Genomic DNA, 14,345 nt, shown 5'->3' with positions numbered 1-14,345 from the left:
CGGGCCGTCAGAGGTGGCACAGGTGGAATCGGCTTGGCTAAGCTCCTTTCCGTACGTCATCATCCGCAACTCGAAAGGAACATCAGCATGTTCACCATCATCGCTTGGATCATTATCGGCCTCATCGCCGGTGCCATCGCTCGCCTGATTCTTCCGGGGCGACAGGGCTCCGGCTGGCTGGGTGCCCTCATCACGGGCCTCCTGGGTGCCGTTCTCGGTGGCTGGATCTCCACCCTGCTCGGCGGGGAAGGGCTCGGCGACGCGTTCAGCTGGCAGACGCTCATCTGGTCTGTGATCGGCGGCGTCATCGTGGCCTTCATCTGGCAGGCCATCACCAGCCGCCGCGGCACCCGCGTCTGAGCTGACATCGGCTGACCCGGCACCCGCCGGGTCGACCCCAGAAGGGGCGGGGATCCTCACGGATCCCCGCCCCTTCTGGCGTGTGCGTTCAGTCCCGCGTGGTCGGCGAGGCCATCGCCGAGGCGTAGAGGCACACCGTGGCCGCCGTGCCCACGTTCAGGGACTCCGCGGCGCCGTAGAGGGGCACGGCCACCCGGCGCTCCGCCAGGGCCAGCTCCGCCTCGTCCAGGCCCTGGGCCTCATTGCCGAACAGCCAGGCGGTGCGCGCCCCCAGCGACGCCGGGGACAGGGCGTCCAGTCGATCGGACCCGTGGCCGTCGGCGGCCCACACCTGTAGACCCGCCGCCCGGGCAGCCACCGCCACGTCCTCCGCCTGCACCCCCGCGAGCACGGGCAGGTGGAACAGGGACCCGGCGGTGGAGCGAACCACCTTCGGATTGAACGGGTCCACCGATCCGGCGGTGAGCACCACCGCGTCCGCGCCCGCGGCGTCCGCCGCGCGCAGCACCGTCCCCGCGTTGCCCGGGTCCTGCACGCGGCACAGCACGGCCGCCAGCGCCGCACCGTCGAACGCGTCCTCCAGGGCGGGCTGATCCGGGACGCGGGCCACGGCCACGACGCCCTGGCCCGTCACCGCGTCCGCCATGGCCGTCAGGACCTCGTCCGAGGCCTCCCGCACGAACACCCGCTCGCCGCCGTCGGGCCCGTCGGCGGCCACCCGCTCCACGAGGGCCGCCAGCTCCGAGTCCCGGTCGGCGAGCCCGGCGGAGACGTAGACCTGGGTGAGGACGCGACCGGCCGGCCACTGCCGCGCCGCGCCCGCCGGCCCCTCCCCCAGGTGCGCGCGCAGCGCCTCGCGGCACGCCTGCGGGCCCTCCACCAGGAACGTGCCGGTCCGGCGTCGCGCGGGCCGGCCGGCCAGGGCGGCGACGGCGCGGACGCGCTCGGCGCGGGGGTGGGTCAGCGGCTCGGCGGGCGGGGTCATGGGCTCTCCTGGTCGGGTTCGGCGGGGCGCGGGTGCGCAGACGCCGACGGGGCGGGCCTCGGTGGAGGACCCGCCCCGTCGGCGGTGGTGCTCACGCCTGGGGCGTGGTGGTGGGGCTCTCAGGGCCCCGGAGCCGGCTCAGCGGGAGACGGCGGGGGCGTTCACATCCGCGGGCAGCGCCTCGCGGGCGGTCTTCACCAGCACGGCGAAGGTCGCGGCGTCGGAGACGGCGATCTCGGCCAGCATGCGGCGGTCCACCTCGACGCCGGCCAGCTTGAGGCCCTGCATGAAGCGGTTGTAGGTCATGCCGTTGGCGCGGGCGGCCGCGTTGATGCGGGTGATCCACAGGCGACGGAAGTCACCCTTGCGCTTGTGGCGGTGCTGGTAGTTGTAGGTGAACGAGTGGAGCATCTGCTCCTTCGCCTTGCGGTACAGGCGAGACCGCTGGCCGCGGTAGCCGGAGGCGCGCTCCAGCATGGTCCGACGCTTCTTGTGGGCGTTCACTGCCCGCTTCACACGTGCCACGTGCGTACTCCAATCTGTGTGGTCCCCGGGGCGCGCACTGGCGCGTCACGGCCGAGGAGGAAGGGGTTCCGGCGAGGCCGGAGGGGGTGTCAGATGCCGAGCATCCGCTTGATCTGCTTGATGCTGCCCTTGGAGACGAGCTGGTCGCCCTTGAGACGGCGGGTCAGGCGCGAGGACTTGTGCTCCAGGTAGTGGCGGCGGTTCGCCTGCTGGCGCATGATCTTGCCGGAGCCGGTCACGCGGAAGCGCTTCTTGGCACCGCTGTGGGTCTTCATCTTCGGCATGGCTGCCGTTCTCCTTCACTCATCGCTGCCGTGCGCGGCGCGCGCGGCAGTGCTGGTCACCCCGGTCCGTGCGGACCGGGCTGGTCTGTGGCGACCCCGGGGGGTCAGGCCCGAGGACCGGGCTTGGGGGCACCGCCGCGGGGGGCGGCGGGCTTGGGCGGGGCCGGCATCGGCTTGGCCGCCGGCTTCGGAGCCGACGACGGCGCGGCCGGCTTGGCGGCGGACCGCGGCTTCGGCGTGGCAGCCGGCGCAGCCGAGGACTGCGGCTTCGGCGTCGCGGCCGGCTTCGGGGACGATGCGGGCGTGGCGCTGGAGGCCGGCTTCGTGGCCGGGCGGGGAGCCGCCGGAGCCGGGGTCTTCGGCGCCTGCTTCGTCTCGGCCGGGGCCGCGGAGGCGTTCTCCTGCGTCCGGGCGGCCATGGCCTTCAGCTGCTCGGGGAACGCGTCCCCGACCGAATTCCGCACCGGGGCGGAGTCGGACGCCGCCTTCTGCGCGGCGCGCTCCTTGGCCTCGCGGGCGGCCTGGTCGCGACGCGAACCGCCGCCCTGACGCTCGCGGTGGCTCTCGGCCGAGTTCTTGCGCTGGTCCGCGCGCGCATCGGCCTTGGTGCGCAGCGGGCCGACCACCATCACCATGTTGCGGCCGTCCTGGCGCGGCTGCGATTCGACGGTGCCCAGCTCGGCGACGTCCTCGGCGAACTGCTGCAGCAGCTTGATGCCGAGCTCGGGACGCTGCTGCTCACGGCCGCGGAACTGGATGATGGCCTTGACCTTGTCGCCCTGGCTCAGGAACTTCTTGGCGTGGCCGGTCTTGGTCTCGTAGTCGTGCTTGTCGATCTTCAGGCGGAAGCGGACCTCCTTGAGGACCGTGTTCACCTGGTTCTTGCGCGACTCACGGGCCTTCACCGCGGCCTCGTACTTGTACTTGCCGAAATCCATCAGCTTGCACACCGGAGGCTTGGCCGTGGGGGCCACCTCCACGAGATCCAGGTCCGCCTCGGCGGCGAGCCGGAGGGCGTCCTCGACGCGGACGATGCCGACCTGTTCGCCGTTCGGGCCGACCAGGCGGACTTCCGGAACGCGGATACGCTCGTTGATGCGGGGATCGCTGATGGTGGTACTCCTCTGTGCGAGACGACGGGTGATCCCGCGCCCACCGGAGGGACCCTCGGAAACGAGGAAGGCCTCCCCTGCGCGGACGCAGACGGAGGCCTCGACACGGTCCCGTCGGACGGGACCCTCGGTGCGGGGTGCGCGCCACGACGCGGCGGTCCCGACCGGCGACCCGGCAACTCGGCCCGGGGCGAACCGGACATCCTGCTGACGCGGGTGGGAGAGAGGCCTCCACTTTGCTGCTCCTGGCCCGTGCACGCCTGCTCCGGGGTCACCGGATGACGAGGACGTGCGCGGACCACGAGTGGTCTATGGGAAGCTTACCACCATGACAGACGAACGTCAGGCCCAGGACGCCACCCCCATGGACGCCCCCGCCGAGATCCGCGACATCCACGAGGTCCCCGCCGTCGAGGTCATCACGACCACCGCCGTGCACCTGATGACCGCCGCCGCCGTCAAGTGCGGCCTGGCCGACTCCCCCGACGCCCGCGAGCTCATCGATCTCGACGAGGCCCGCAAGCTCATCACGGCCCTCGCCGGGCTGGTCACGGCCGCGGCCCCCGAGATCGGCAGCCAGCACGCCGGCCCGCTGCGCGACGGCCTGCGCTCGCTGCAGCTGGCGTTCCGTGAGGCCTCCCCGTTCCCGGACGCCCCGGGCAAGGGCCCCGGCGAGAAGTTCACCGGCCCGGTGAACTGACCACGGCCCCGATGACGACGACGGCGCGCCCCTGGCCGGGGGCGCGCCGTCGTCGTCGGGGCGGGGCTCAGGCGTCCGTCGAGGCCTCCGGGGCGGGGGTGAGATGCCGGGTGACCGGCGTCGTGAAGAGGGTGAGCAGCGCGACGCCGGAGACCGCGAGCAGCGGCCCACCCAGAGCGGCGGCGTCCACGCTGAAGAGCCACGAGGACAGGAGCACACCGAAGAGCTGGATCGCGACGGCGGCGCCGCGGCTCCACGCCCGACCGCGCAGCAGGGCGACGGCGGTCGCAAGGATCCACAGGGTGAGCAGCGCGTAGATGACGACCAGCATCACGCGGGCGCCGGCCGGGAGCACCCCGTCCGCCGCATGCACCACCGCGTCCACGGCGAGCCAGAGGAGCGCGCCCGCCTCGAGCACGAGCGCCGCGGCGACCACGAGGACGGCCACCGGCAGGCCCCGGCCGGGGCGGGGCGGGACCGTCGTCGCGTCGGCGCCCGACGACTCGGACGGGGCGACGGGGTCGGGGCGGCGGGACTGTGCCATGGGGCCTCTCCTGCGGGACGGCTGCGGGGACGGACGTGTCCCCCACCGTACGCCGGGCGGTGCGCGGGCCAGGTCCGCGGCGACGCGCCGCCCCGGGCATAGGTGTGACCAAGGACTCACTGGGAGGTGCGGTGATGCACCTCATTCACCTCTTGTTCACTCGTGAGGGCCGTGCGAGGATGGCACGCGAAAGATTTCCGGGGGCCGCGTTCGTACGAAAGCGGTCCCCGTTGCAATGACCAGGGTCGCCCTCCGTATCGGTCGTGCCGCGCGTCGTCCGCGCAGGCCCCCGCGCCCGCCGCCGGCGGAGGCCGTGACCACCGGCGCCCGCGGGCTCCGGCTCTTCCGACAGAAAGTGAGCGGACCGATGGATTGGCGCAGTAAAGCAGCGTGCCTGGACAAGGACCCGGAGCTGTTCTTCCCCGTGGGCAACACCGGCCCCGCCCTCCTGCAGATCGAGGAGGCCAAGGCGGTGTGCCGTTCGTGTGAGGTCGTGGACACGTGCCTGAAGTGGGCCATGGAGTCCGGCCAGGACTCGGGCGTCTGGGGCGGCATGAGCGAGGATGAGCGGCGCGCCATGAAGCGCCGCGCGGCGCGTGCCCGCCGCGCCTCCTGACCCACCCGGACCACCGGCCCCGTCAACCTCGTCGACGGGGCCGTCGTCATGCCCGGCCGGGCTCACGTCAGGGGCAGTCGCAGCACGACGCGCGTGCCGCCGTCGTCGGACCGCTCCCAGCGCAGGGTGCCGCGCAGGTCCCCCTCCACGAGCGAGTGCACGATGCGCAGGCCGAGCCCCGATCCCTCGCCCGCGCGGGGAGACTCCCCCGGCACCCATCCGTCGGGGGCGGCGGGGCCGCCGTCCGTCACGGACACGACCAGCACCGTTCCTGCGGGGGTCGACTCGCGGTCGGCGTGCAGGCCCACGCAGCCACCGCCCGGCGCCGTGCCGTGCTCGACGGCGTTGGCCGCCAGCTCATTGAGCACCAGCGCCAGCGGCGTGGTCACGTGGGAGGGCAGTTCACCGAACTCGCCCGTGACCGCGACCTGCAGCGGCCGCCCGTCCCCGGCCACCTCGACGGCCAGGCGGAACTGCCGCTGCAGCAGACCGTCCACGGGGACCTGGTCCTCGATCTCCTCGCTCAGCGTCTGGTGGACGAGGGCGATCGTGTCCACCCGCTGCATCGCCTGACGCAGCGCACGCTCCGCCTCGGGCGAGGACGTGCGCCGCGCCTGCATGCGCAGCAGCGATCCCACGGTCTGCAGGTTGTTCTTGACGCGGTGGTGGATCTCGCGGATGGTCGCATCCTTGGTGAGCAGACGCTGCTCCTGGCGGCGCAGCTCGGTCACGTCGCGCAGCAGCAGCAGCGCCCCCTGCCAGCCGTCCGGACCGAGCAGGGGGACGGAGCGCACCGTGAGGGACGCCCCGCCGGACTGCACCTCCCGCCGTCCGGCACGCCGGCCGGTGAGCACCGCCCACGTCCCCTCGTCGGTGGGAACGCGGGCGGCCTCGGTGCTGGCCAGCACGTCGGTGAGCCGGTGCCCCTCGAGGGTCGAGGCGATGCCCAGCCGGCGCAGGGCGGAGACCGCGTTGGGACTGGTGAACTCGGCGACCGAGTCCGGCCCGAGCACGACGAGGCCGTCCCCCACCCGCGGCGTGCCGCCCGCCCAGAGGCCGGAGGGCTCCTCGGGCGCCGGCCAGCGGCCGTGCTGCATCATGTCCAGCAGGGTGCTGGCCGTCCGGCTGTAGTTCTCCTCGATCACCGAGCGCGCCGGCCGGCCTTTCGGGTCCGCGTGCGCGGAGACGACCGCGATGACCCTCCCGGCGCGGACCACCGGCCACAGACGCACCTGCAGCGTGCCTCCCGGGGCCTCGACGGGGCCGGCCCCCTCGGCCCGCTCCCCGCCATGCCACGTCTGCCCGACGACGGCCCGCAGGTCCGCGCGGGCGCGCGAGCCCACGATGTCGCGGTGGAAGAGGGTGGGAGCGGTGAAGGGCCGGACCTGGGCGAGCGCGACGAACCCTCCGGCCTCGTCGCGGCGGGGCACGGGGCACCAGAGCACGAGGTCCGCGAGCGCCAGGTCTGCCACGAGCTGCCAGTCCCCCACGAGCCGCTGCAGCCAGGCGCGGTCCTCGTCTCCGATGTCCGGGTGCGACGTCAGGGGGTCCTGCGCGAGCGAACTGACCATGGGATCAGGGTACGGCGACGTGCCGGGCGGCCCGTGTCCGTGGCGTCGCGGGCGGCGTCGGACGACACGGCGGCGATGGTCTGCGAGGGCCGTGCGCGGTGCCGTCCGCGGCGGGCGGGGCGGGCAGGGACACCGGCCAGCGTGGCGAGGGCGCGACGCAGCGGGCTGTTCGGAGCGGCCTCGGCGAGCACCTGGCCGGCGAGCAGCGCGGGGTCCGCGGCGGCCGGGTCCCACGGCAGGAACGCCTCCAGGGGCGTGGCCGGCGAGGCGTAGCGGTTCCAGACGGCCTCGACCTGCCCGCGCGGGGCGACGCCGGCGGCGGCGGGCCGGAGCCGGTTGACCACGACGCGCAGCCGTGCCGCCGGGGCCGCCTCCGCCAGCTCCTCGACCCCGCGGACCAGGCGGGGCAGCGCGACGGCGTCCGGCCCGCCGACCGCGATGACCTCGTCGGCCGCGGCGAGCGCCGCCAGGGTCGCACCGTTGCGCTGTGGGGCGGGCACGTCGAAGGACAACTCCTCGTCCTGCTCGAGACCGAACCCGACGTCGACGACCACGCGGTCCCAGTGTTCCCTGGCGGCCGCGATCAGCGCGGAGACGGCGGCGGGGCGCAGCTCGGGCCACCGGTCCACGCGGGTGAGCCCCGTCAGAACCGTCAGGTCCGCGCCGGCGACGCGGACGCGGACGCCCGCGGCCGCCAGGTCGGCGGCGCCCAGTCGGCCGTGGTCGGCCCGCCGCACGGCCCGCGCCACGCCGGCCGACTCCTCCGTCAGCCCCAGGTGCACACCGACGGCGGGGCCGTACGTGTCCAGGTCGACCAGCAGCGTGTTCCGGCCGGCCATGGCGTGCTCGGCGGCGAGGTTCACGGCGACGGTGGTGCGTCCCGGGGCGCCGGTGGGACCCCACACCACGGTCACCAGGGACTCCCGCGCGGGTGCGGTCGGTTCGCCCTCCTCCGGAGAGGGTGCGGGGTCGGCTCCCTCGCCCGCGGTGGCGGGGCCGTCGTCGGGGGTGGCCGCGGCGGGGGCGGCGCCCGGCCCGGCGTCGTCGGGCTCGTCGGCGTCGCGCCAGGGGTCCGTGAGGCCGGGCACCTCGTCCGCGCCGAGCGTCTCCAGGGTGATCGGCAGGTCGTCGAGGTCCTCGGCGTGATCCCGGGCGTGGTCGGCGTCCTCCCCGTGCGAGGTCGCCGGCCGGCGGCCCTCCGCGGCCGCGCTCGCGGACTCCACGACGACGGCGGCGATCTGCTCGGGGTCGGCGTCGGCGCGCACGCAGGGCACCCCCATGCCGCGGAGGCGACGACGCTCGGCACGGACCTCGCTGAGCGCCGCCACGCCCACGGGTCGGGGCAGCCGGGCCGTCTCCTCCAGGAAGGCGGCGGTGAGGGACTCGGTGTCCCCGGCTACGAGGACCGCGTCCACGAGACCGGAGCGGGCGATCGCGAGCAGCTCGGCGAGGTCCTCGGCCCGGCGGAGGACCGTGATGTCCGTCTGGTGCCGCTCGAGCGGGCCGATGTGGTCCAGGCCCGGCTGGACGGTGGTGGCCAGGGCGATGCGCACGGTCAGCGCACCCCGTGGGCCGGCACGAGGGTGACCCGCGCGTCCTTGACCTTCGCGTCCACGATGCGCGGCAGGGTCTCTTCCGGTGCCAGCAGCTGCACCCGGGTGGTGCCCGAGCCGCCGAAGCCACTCTGCTCCGCCGTGACCTCGGAGATCTCGAGCGCCTCGGCCAGCCGGGCCGGGTCCGCATGGCCGCGGCCTCCCTCCGCGGGCATGGCCACCCAGACGTCCACGCGGTCCCCCACGCCCACGCCGGACGGCAGCGGCTCGTCCAGGGCCACCCCGACGGGACGACGGCCGTCCGGGTCCGCGTCCACCAGTGCCGCCGCAGGCAGCAGCTCGCCGGCCCGGACCGTCCCGGAGACCATCCGCCCCTCGGGAGCCGGGGCATCGGCGCTGAGGTACCGCTCGCCGGCCTCGCTGAGGTTCACCTCCACGGGCCGCAGGTCCCCGGCCGCGATGGGCGTGCCCGGGGGCAGGTCCTCCGCGGCCGTCCAGTATGCGGCGGTCCGCTGGGAGGAGGCGACCAGCGCCACCACGCCGGCGATCGAGGCGAGGACGAGCATGAGACCGACGAGGAGCCGGGGATCCCGCCAGCGGGGCCGGCGCAGACGGCCGCCCTCGGCGGACGCGGACATGGTCGTGGACACCGGATGTTCCCCCCTTCGGACCGGCCCCTCGGGCCGCCGCGGCCCCGGCACCCCGTCGGTGTCGGCCCCTCCGCGCTGCGCCCAGAGTAACCACTGGGGCCGTGGATCGCCGGATCCGCCGCGTACGCTGTGGAAAAGTGTCGCCTCCGGGTGTTCCCGGGGTTGAATGGGTCGACGTCGTGGGCCGCCCGCGACCGTCCTGGACGCCTCGACCGAAGGAGCACCGTGCAGCGCTTTCTCACCCTGACCGACGTCGCGGAGACCCTGAACATCTCCGGTCAGGCCGCCCGTGCCCTGGTCCGCTCGGGTGAGCTGCAGGCCATCCAGGTCGGGGGCCGCGGTCAGTGGCGCATCGAGGTGTCCTGGCTCGAGGACTACGTGGAGCGTCAGAAGGAAGTGACGCGCGCCCGCGTCCGGGAGTGGACCGAGACGGACGCGCAGGCCCGCTGAGCCCACACGGTCTGCTCAGGCGGGGCGCAGCGCGGTCCGGACCGTCCCCAGCGCCCCGAACGGGATGACGAGCCGCCCGCGGACGGCGGCGGCCCGCCTGGCCTCGTCCCGCGGGTGGCGGGCGATGTCGAGGTGGTCGCCGCCGACCCGGTCCACGGTGCCCTCCGCCAGTGCCGCGCCGAGGCGCCCCGTCACCGCCACCGGCTGGCGCGTCCGCGCGATGCCGCGCAGCACCGTCCCCCAGCCGGCCGCAGCGAGCTCGGGCGCGGCCACGGCCCGGGTCAGGTCGGCCTCCACGGCCGCCACGCAGTCCACCGCGACGATCGCCGACCCCGAACCGTCGACGTGCACGCCGACCCAGCCCTGCCCCACCGTGTGCACCACGCCGTCCACGACCTCGCCCCAGGCCAGGTGGAGCCGGACCTGCCGCCCTCGGGCTCCGCGCAGGCGGTCGGCCAGGGACAGCGCCATCCACTCCGCTCGGGTCAGCTCCGCGGCCTCGGCCACCGTCTCCTGCCAGCCGAGGTCGGCCCAGTGCGCCTCGAGGTCGTCGAAGAGTCCGTTCCACCGCATGCGCTCAGCATAGGAGGCTCAGCGCCGGACATCGGTCATCATCAAATATCATCAAACATCACTCTTGACACTCATCAGGCCGTGCAGTTCACTGTGGTCATCATCACCGGCCTGATCACGGGATCCCGGCCGGACGGACGCACAGGAGGGGAATCCATGGAGCGCTCGACATCACCGGCCGGCCCGGCCCCGACCCGTCCGGTCGACGCGGCGGACGCCGTCGGCCTCACCGTCCTGCTTCTGGCCGGACCCGGTCTGCTCGCCTGTGCCGCGGCGCTGCTGCAGACGGGCACCAGCGCGCCGGCGGCGGAACTGACCCGCGTGCTGGGCCTCGGCGCCGGTCTCGCCGGGCTCGGACTGCTCGCGTGGTGGGCGGTGGGCCTGACCGGGCTGGCGCTCGTCGCGCTGGGGCGCCGTGCGGGCCGGCCGGCCTGGGCCCGCCTGGGCCGGAGCCTCACTCCCGCCCTGCTCGGACGCGTGGCCGGTGCCGTCGTCGGTGTCCAGCTGCTCGCGGCACCGGCCGCGTGGGCGGACGCGGCTCATCCCGTGCCGGACGCCTCCTGGGCCGTGGCCGCGGTCCCCGCGCACGCCACCGGCGTCGAGGCCCCGGCGCCGGATGCCGCGTGGACGCCCCGGCCCCCGGCGCCGGCCCCGCCGGGCGCCGGCACCGGCCGTGCGGATCCGGACCACCCCACCGTCACCGTCCGGCGCGGCCACTCCCTGTGGCACCTCGCCGCCGCCGAGCTCGGCCCGGACGCGACCCCCCGGGAGATCGACGCCCGGTGGCGCCGCTGGTACGAGGCCAACCGGCGGGTGATCGGCGACGACCCACACCTGCTGCTGCCCGGCACCGTGCTGACCTCCCCCGTGTTCGCCCCGCACGCCGGCGTGGACGGACCACGGCCATGACATCCACGACCCTGCACTCCCCCGCTTCGCCTCGTCCTCAGGAGACCGCCATGACCGCCCTCGCCACCCGCCCCCGCACCGCTGCCGCCCGACGCACCGCCGACACCCTCCTCCATGGGCCCGCCCACAGCCCCACGGTCCTGCCCCGCGGTGAGGAGATCGCCCGGCGCGCCCGCACCGAACAGGGGCGCGAGGAGCTGCGTCGCGTCCGCTCGCTCGCCGCCGTGATCGCCGTCGCCTGCGTCGAGGTCGAGACGGGCCGCCGTGCCCTGCGGGACCTCTCCGCCTGGCTCTCGCCCGAGGTCCTGGACAAGTTGACCCGTCGCATGGAGCTGCTGGGCGCCGTCGCGCCGACCGGGCCCGGTCGACGACCCGCCGCGGCCGTCCCGCCCCGGGCGCCTGCGTCCGCACCCCGCCCGGTGGGCGCCCGCGTGTGCGAGGTCGCACCCGGCCGGGTGGAGGCCAGCGCGACGGTGCTGTGGGAGGGCCGGGCCCGGGCCTTCGCGCTCCGACTCGAGCGGCGGCTCAGCCGGTGGAAGGTGACGTCGGTCGAGATCGGCTGAGCCGGATCGTCCCGTCGGACTGACGATCGAGGGCCCGGAGACCTGGAGGTCTGCGGGCCCTCGTCCTGCGTCGTGACGGGGCGCCGGTCAGCCGCGGCGGCCGCGGCGCTCCGCCTGACGGCGGGAGCGGCGGTTCGTGCCCGCGGCGACCGTGGCGCCGGAATCCGTGCCGCTGCGGGTGACCGCGCTCTGCCCGTCCTCGGACGGACCGGTGAAACGCAGCTGCGCCGGCTGCTGCGGGGCGTCGATGCCCTCCACGGAGATCTGCGGTGCCATCGTCACGGCGCGGGCGTCCTTGATGCCGGGCAGAGACGTCGGCGCGGGGGCCGCACTGATCTGCGCCTGGAACAGCGTGCGCACGGCGTCCTCGCGGATGGCGGCGAGCATGTTCTGGAACATCGTGTAGCCCTCGCGCTGGTACTCCACGAGGGGCTCGCGCTGGGCCATCGCGCGCAGCCCGATGCCCTCCTTGAGGTAGTCCATCTCGTAGAGATGCTCCTGCCAGCGGCGCCCGATGGTGGCGAGCACCACGCGACGCTCCGCCTCCCGCAGCGCCTCGGATCCCACCTGCGCCTCTCGGTCCTCGTACGCCAGGAGCGCATCGGAGACGAGTTCGCGCTTGAGGACCTCGGCCTTGAGCCGGCCCCGGCCGCCGACCTCGTCGAGGACGTCCTCCTGCGAGATGCCCACGGGGTAGAGCTCTGCCAGGTCCCGCCACAGCTGGTCGAGGTCCCAGTCGGTGGCGTGGCCCTCCTCGGTGGCCGCGTCCACGATGTTCCCGACGGCGTCCTCCACGAAGCGGCGCACCCGGTCCTGCAGGTCCTCCCCCTCGAGGATGGAACGGCGGTCCGTGTAGATGGCCTCGCGCTGGCGGTTCATCACGTCGTCGTACTTGAGCACGTTCTTGCGCTGCTCGGCGTTGCGCCCCTCGACCTGCGCCTGCGCGTTCTGGATCGCCTTCGAGACGAAGCCGAACTCGAGCGCCATGTCGTCCGGGATCGACGGGCTGTTCATGATCCGCTGGGCCACGCCCGGGTTGAAGTTGCGCATGAGCTCGTCCGTGAGGGAGAGGTAGAACCGGGACTCGCCCGGGTCGCCCTGACGGCCGGAACGACCGCGCAGCTGGTTGTCGATGCGGCGCGAGTCGTGGCGCTCCGTGCCCACCACGTACAGGCCGCCGGCCTCGATGACCGCGCGGTGCGCGTCCTCCACGGCGGCCTCGGCCTCCGCCAGCACCTCGGGCCAGCGGGCCTCGTACGCCTCCGGGTCCTCGGCGGCGTCGAGGCCCAGTTCCTGCATGCGGGCCACCGCCGTGAACTCGGCGTTGCCGCCGAGCATGATGTCGGTGCCGCGGCCGGCCATGTTGGTGGCCACGGTGACGGCGCCCGGGCGGCCCGCCTGCGCCACGATGGCGGCCTCGCGGGCGTGGTTCTTCGCGTTCAGGACCTCGTGGCGGACGCCGCGCTTGGCCAGCAGCGTGGAGAGGTACTCGGACTTCTCCACCGAGGTGGTGCCCACCAGGACCGGCTGGCCCTTCGCGTGCCGCTCGGCGATGTCGTCGACGACGGCGTCGAACTTGACCTTCTCGTTCTTGTACACCACGTCGTTGCGGTCCACGCGCTGTCGCTCCCGGTTCGGCGGGATCACGACGACGCCGAGGCCGTAGGTCGACGTGAACTCGGCGGCCTCCGTCTCGGCGGTGCCCGTCATGCCGGCGAGCTTCTCGTAGCCGCGGAAGTAGTTCTGCAGGGTCACCGTGGCCAGCGTCTGGTTCTCGGGCTTGACCTCCACGCCCTCCTTGGCCTCGATGGCCTGGTGGAGCCCCTCGTTGTAGCGGCGTCCCTTGAGCACGCGGCCCGTGTGCTCGTCGACGATCTGCACCTCGCCGTCGAGGACCACGTAGTCCTTGTCCCGCTTGAACAGCTCCTTGGCCTTGACCGCGTTGTTCAGGAACTGGATGAGCGTGGTGTTCTGCGTCTCGTACAGGTTCGTGATGCCGAGGTGGTCCTCGACCTTCTCGATGCCGGGGCCGAGGATGCCGACGGTGCGCTTCTTGTGGTCCACCTCGTAGTCCGTGTCCGCCTCGAGGCGGCGCACCAGCCGGGCGAACTCGCCGTACCACCGGTTGGCCTCTCCCTGGGCGGGGCCGGAGATGATCAGCGGGGTGCGGGCCTCGTCGATGAGGATCGAGTCCACCTCGTCGACGATCGCGTAGTGGTGCTCACGCTGCACGAGCTCGTCGAGGGACCACGCCATGTTGTCCCGGAGGAAGTCGAAGCCGAACTCGTTGTTCGTGCCGTAGGTGATGTCCGCGGCGTACTGCTCGCGCCGTACGGCCGGGGTCTGGCCCGCCACGATGACGCCCGTCTGCATGCCGAGGAAGCGGAACACGCGGCCCATGAGGTCGGCCTGGTAGGAGGCGAGGAAGTCGTTGACCGTCACCACGTGCACGCCCCTGCCGGACAGCGCGTTGAGGTAGGCCGGAGCGGTGGCCACGAGGGTCTTGCCCTCGCCGGTCTTCATCTCCGCGATGTTGCCCTGGTGCAGCGCGATGCCGCCGAGCAGCTGGACGTCGTAGTGCCGCTGGCCGAGCGTGCGTCCCGCGGCCTCCCGGACCGCGGCGAACGCCTCCGGCAGGAGCAGGTCCAACGACTCGCCGTCCGCATGCCGGGCCCGGAGCGTGTCCGTCTCGGCACGCAGCTCCGCGTCGCTGAGCGCCCGGAAGTCGTCCTCGAGGAGGTTCACGGCGTCCACCGTGGCCTGCATGCGCTTGAGGACGCGGTTGTCCGAGATCTTCAGGACGCGGTCGATGATCGAAGGCACTGGTTCTCTGCTCCCTTGCGGTGTGGCCGGGGCGGGACGGGATGCCCCTCGCGCGCGGCCGTGGCGCGGTCTCCGGGACAGTGTACGGGCCGAGTCCGGACGGGCCGCGGCGCCCGTCCCGGAGGGG

Annotated in this window: 16 protein-coding genes; 6 read left to right on the top strand and 10 right to left on the bottom strand. The window is 74.1% G+C overall.

Annotated elements, in window-relative coordinates; genetic code table 11:
• Window positions 1–87: 87 nt before the first annotated feature.
• Window positions 88–360, top strand: coding sequence for a GlsB/YeaQ/YmgE family stress response membrane protein (locus NR073_RS08330; RefSeq protein WP_036315639.1), 273 nt, complete (start codon window positions 88–90; stop codon window positions 358–360).
• 88 nt (window positions 361–448) lie between these two features.
• Here the strand turns inward: NR073_RS08330 and NR073_RS08325 are convergent, their stop codons facing one another.
• The 4 genes from NR073_RS08325 to infC all read right to left on the bottom strand — a co-directional run bounded on the left by NR073_RS08325 (window position 449) and on the right by infC (window position 3,218).
• Window positions 449–1,345 (bottom strand): RNA methyltransferase, encoded by an 897-nt coding sequence (locus NR073_RS08325; protein ID WP_041104199.1) that lies wholly within the window; start codon window positions 1,343–1,345, stop codon window positions 449–451.
• 138 nt (window positions 1,346–1,483) lie between these two features.
• Window positions 1,484–1,870 (bottom strand): 50S ribosomal protein L20, encoded by a 387-nt coding sequence (rplT, locus tag NR073_RS08320; RefSeq protein WP_041105250.1) that lies wholly within the window; start codon window positions 1,868–1,870, stop codon window positions 1,484–1,486.
• 89 nt (window positions 1,871–1,959) lie between these two features.
• Entirely contained in the window at window positions 1,960–2,154 is a 195-nt protein-coding gene (rpmI, locus tag NR073_RS08315) for a 50S ribosomal protein L35 (RefSeq protein ID WP_002853699.1), read from the bottom strand.
• Window positions 2,155–2,258: 104 nt separating this feature from the next.
• Entirely contained in the window at window positions 2,259–3,218 is a 960-nt protein-coding gene (gene infC, locus NR073_RS08310; RefSeq protein WP_205805428.1) for a translation initiation factor IF-3, read from the bottom strand.
• A 376-nt stretch (window positions 3,219–3,594) separates the two neighbouring features.
• On the opposite strand from infC, the gene NR073_RS08305 reads away from it, so the two are divergent.
• Entirely contained in the window at window positions 3,595–3,966 is a 372-nt protein-coding gene (locus NR073_RS08305) for a DUF1844 domain-containing protein (RefSeq protein WP_036313345.1), read from the top strand.
• 67 nt (window positions 3,967–4,033) lie between these two features.
• Here the strand turns inward: NR073_RS08305 and NR073_RS08300 are convergent, their stop codons facing one another.
• Complete coding sequence (locus NR073_RS08300; RefSeq protein WP_041105247.1) at window positions 4,034–4,510, bottom strand: hypothetical protein; 477 nt, start codon at window positions 4,508–4,510, stop codon at window positions 4,034–4,036.
• Between the two features lie 367 nt (window positions 4,511–4,877).
• Between NR073_RS08300 and NR073_RS08295 the strand changes: the two genes are divergently transcribed.
• Window positions 4,878–5,126 carry a WhiB family transcriptional regulator gene (locus NR073_RS08295; RefSeq protein ID WP_002854852.1) on the top strand — a complete coding sequence of 83 codons (249 nt, stop codon included), beginning with the start codon at window positions 4,878–4,880 and terminating at the stop codon, window positions 5,124–5,126.
• 62 nt (window positions 5,127–5,188) lie between these two features.
• On the opposite strand, the gene NR073_RS08290 is transcribed toward NR073_RS08295, so the two are convergent.
• The 3 genes from NR073_RS08290 to NR073_RS08280 are packed head-to-tail and all read right to left on the bottom strand — an operon-like array spanning window position 5,189 to window position 8,900.
• Complete coding sequence (locus NR073_RS08290; protein ID WP_044659785.1) at window positions 5,189–6,697, bottom strand: sensor histidine kinase; 1,509 nt, start codon at window positions 6,695–6,697, stop codon at window positions 5,189–5,191.
• On the bottom strand, window positions 6,667–8,250 hold the full coding sequence (locus NR073_RS08285; protein WP_044659784.1) for a tyrosine-protein kinase family protein: 1,584 nt from the start codon (window positions 8,248–8,250) through the stop codon (window positions 6,667–6,669). The genes NR073_RS08290 and NR073_RS08285 overlap by 31 nt, the downstream gene beginning before the upstream one ends.
• Window positions 8,251–8,252: 2 nt before the next feature.
• The gene (locus NR073_RS08280) at window positions 8,253–8,900 is read right to left on the bottom strand and encodes an SAF domain-containing protein (RefSeq protein WP_044659783.1); all 648 of its coding nucleotides are present in this window, start codon (window positions 8,898–8,900) and stop codon (window positions 8,253–8,255) included.
• A 225-nt stretch (window positions 8,901–9,125) separates the two neighbouring features.
• Between NR073_RS08280 and NR073_RS08275 the strand changes: the two genes are divergently transcribed.
• Complete coding sequence (locus NR073_RS08275; RefSeq protein WP_036383499.1) at window positions 9,126–9,350, top strand: helix-turn-helix domain-containing protein; 225 nt, start codon at window positions 9,126–9,128, stop codon at window positions 9,348–9,350.
• A 15-nt stretch (window positions 9,351–9,365) separates the two neighbouring features.
• Here the strand turns inward: NR073_RS08275 and NR073_RS08270 are convergent, their stop codons facing one another.
• Complete coding sequence (locus tag NR073_RS08270) at window positions 9,366–9,923, bottom strand: hypothetical protein (RefSeq protein WP_036383497.1); 558 nt, start codon at window positions 9,921–9,923, stop codon at window positions 9,366–9,368.
• A 156-nt stretch (window positions 9,924–10,079) separates the two neighbouring features.
• Here NR073_RS08270 and NR073_RS08265 point away from each other — a divergent pair, with 156 nt between their 5' ends.
• A complete protein-coding gene (locus NR073_RS08265) occupies window positions 10,080–10,832 on the top strand; it encodes a LysM peptidoglycan-binding domain-containing protein (RefSeq protein ID WP_152743415.1) in 753 nt (250 codons plus the stop codon).
• A gap of 50 nt (window positions 10,833–10,882) precedes the next feature.
• Window positions 10,883–11,395 (top strand): Rv3235 family protein, encoded by a 513-nt coding sequence (locus tag NR073_RS08260; RefSeq protein ID WP_255166255.1) that lies wholly within the window; start codon window positions 10,883–10,885, stop codon window positions 11,393–11,395.
• An 87-nt stretch (window positions 11,396–11,482) separates the two neighbouring features.
• Here the strand turns inward: NR073_RS08260 and secA are convergent, their stop codons facing one another.
• Window positions 11,483–14,218, bottom strand: coding sequence for a preprotein translocase subunit SecA (gene secA, locus NR073_RS08255; RefSeq protein ID WP_206481350.1), 2,736 nt, complete (start codon window positions 14,216–14,218; stop codon window positions 11,483–11,485).
• Between the last annotated feature and the right edge of the window lie 127 nt (window positions 14,219–14,345).

It is taken from the genome of Micrococcus sp. Mcc28, from assembly GCF_024519775.1.
In the GTDB taxonomy this organism is placed as follows: domain Bacteria; phylum Actinomycetota; class Actinomycetes; order Actinomycetales; family Micrococcaceae; genus Micrococcus; species Micrococcus luteus.
Note: the sequence above shows the minus strand (reverse complement) of the source record. Positions and strands in the feature narration are given on the sequence as shown.

Excerpts from the sequence above, each read along its gene's own strand:
- NR073_RS08295 (WP_002854852.1), top strand. The coding sequence starts at position 4,878 with ATGGATTGGCGCAGTAAAGCAGCGTGCCTGGACAAGGACCCGGAGCTG.
- NR073_RS08330 (WP_036315639.1), top strand. The coding sequence starts at position 88 with ATGTTCACCATCATCGCTTGGATCATTATCGGCCTCATCGCCGGTGCC.
- rpmI (WP_002853699.1), bottom strand. The coding sequence starts at position 2,154 with ATGCCGAAGATGAAGACCCACAGCGGTGCCAAGAAGCGCTTCCGCGTG.
- NR073_RS08270 (WP_036383497.1), bottom strand. The coding sequence starts at position 9,923 with ATGCGGTGGAACGGACTCTTCGACGACCTCGAGGCGCACTGGGCCGAC.
- NR073_RS08300 (WP_041105247.1), bottom strand. The coding sequence starts at position 4,510 with ATGGCACAGTCCCGCCGCCCCGACCCCGTCGCCCCGTCCGAGTCGTCG.
- NR073_RS08305 (WP_036313345.1), top strand. The coding sequence starts at position 3,595 with ATGACAGACGAACGTCAGGCCCAGGACGCCACCCCCATGGACGCCCCC.
- NR073_RS08265 (WP_152743415.1), top strand. The coding sequence starts at position 10,080 with ATGGAGCGCTCGACATCACCGGCCGGCCCGGCCCCGACCCGTCCGGTC.
- NR073_RS08290 (WP_044659785.1), bottom strand. The coding sequence starts at position 6,697 with ATGGTCAGTTCGCTCGCGCAGGACCCCCTGACGTCGCACCCGGACATC.
- NR073_RS08325 (WP_041104199.1), bottom strand. The coding sequence starts at position 1,345 with ATGACCCCGCCCGCCGAGCCGCTGACCCACCCCCGCGCCGAGCGCGTC.
- NR073_RS08260 (WP_255166255.1), top strand. The coding sequence starts at position 10,883 with ATGACCGCCCTCGCCACCCGCCCCCGCACCGCTGCCGCCCGACGCACC.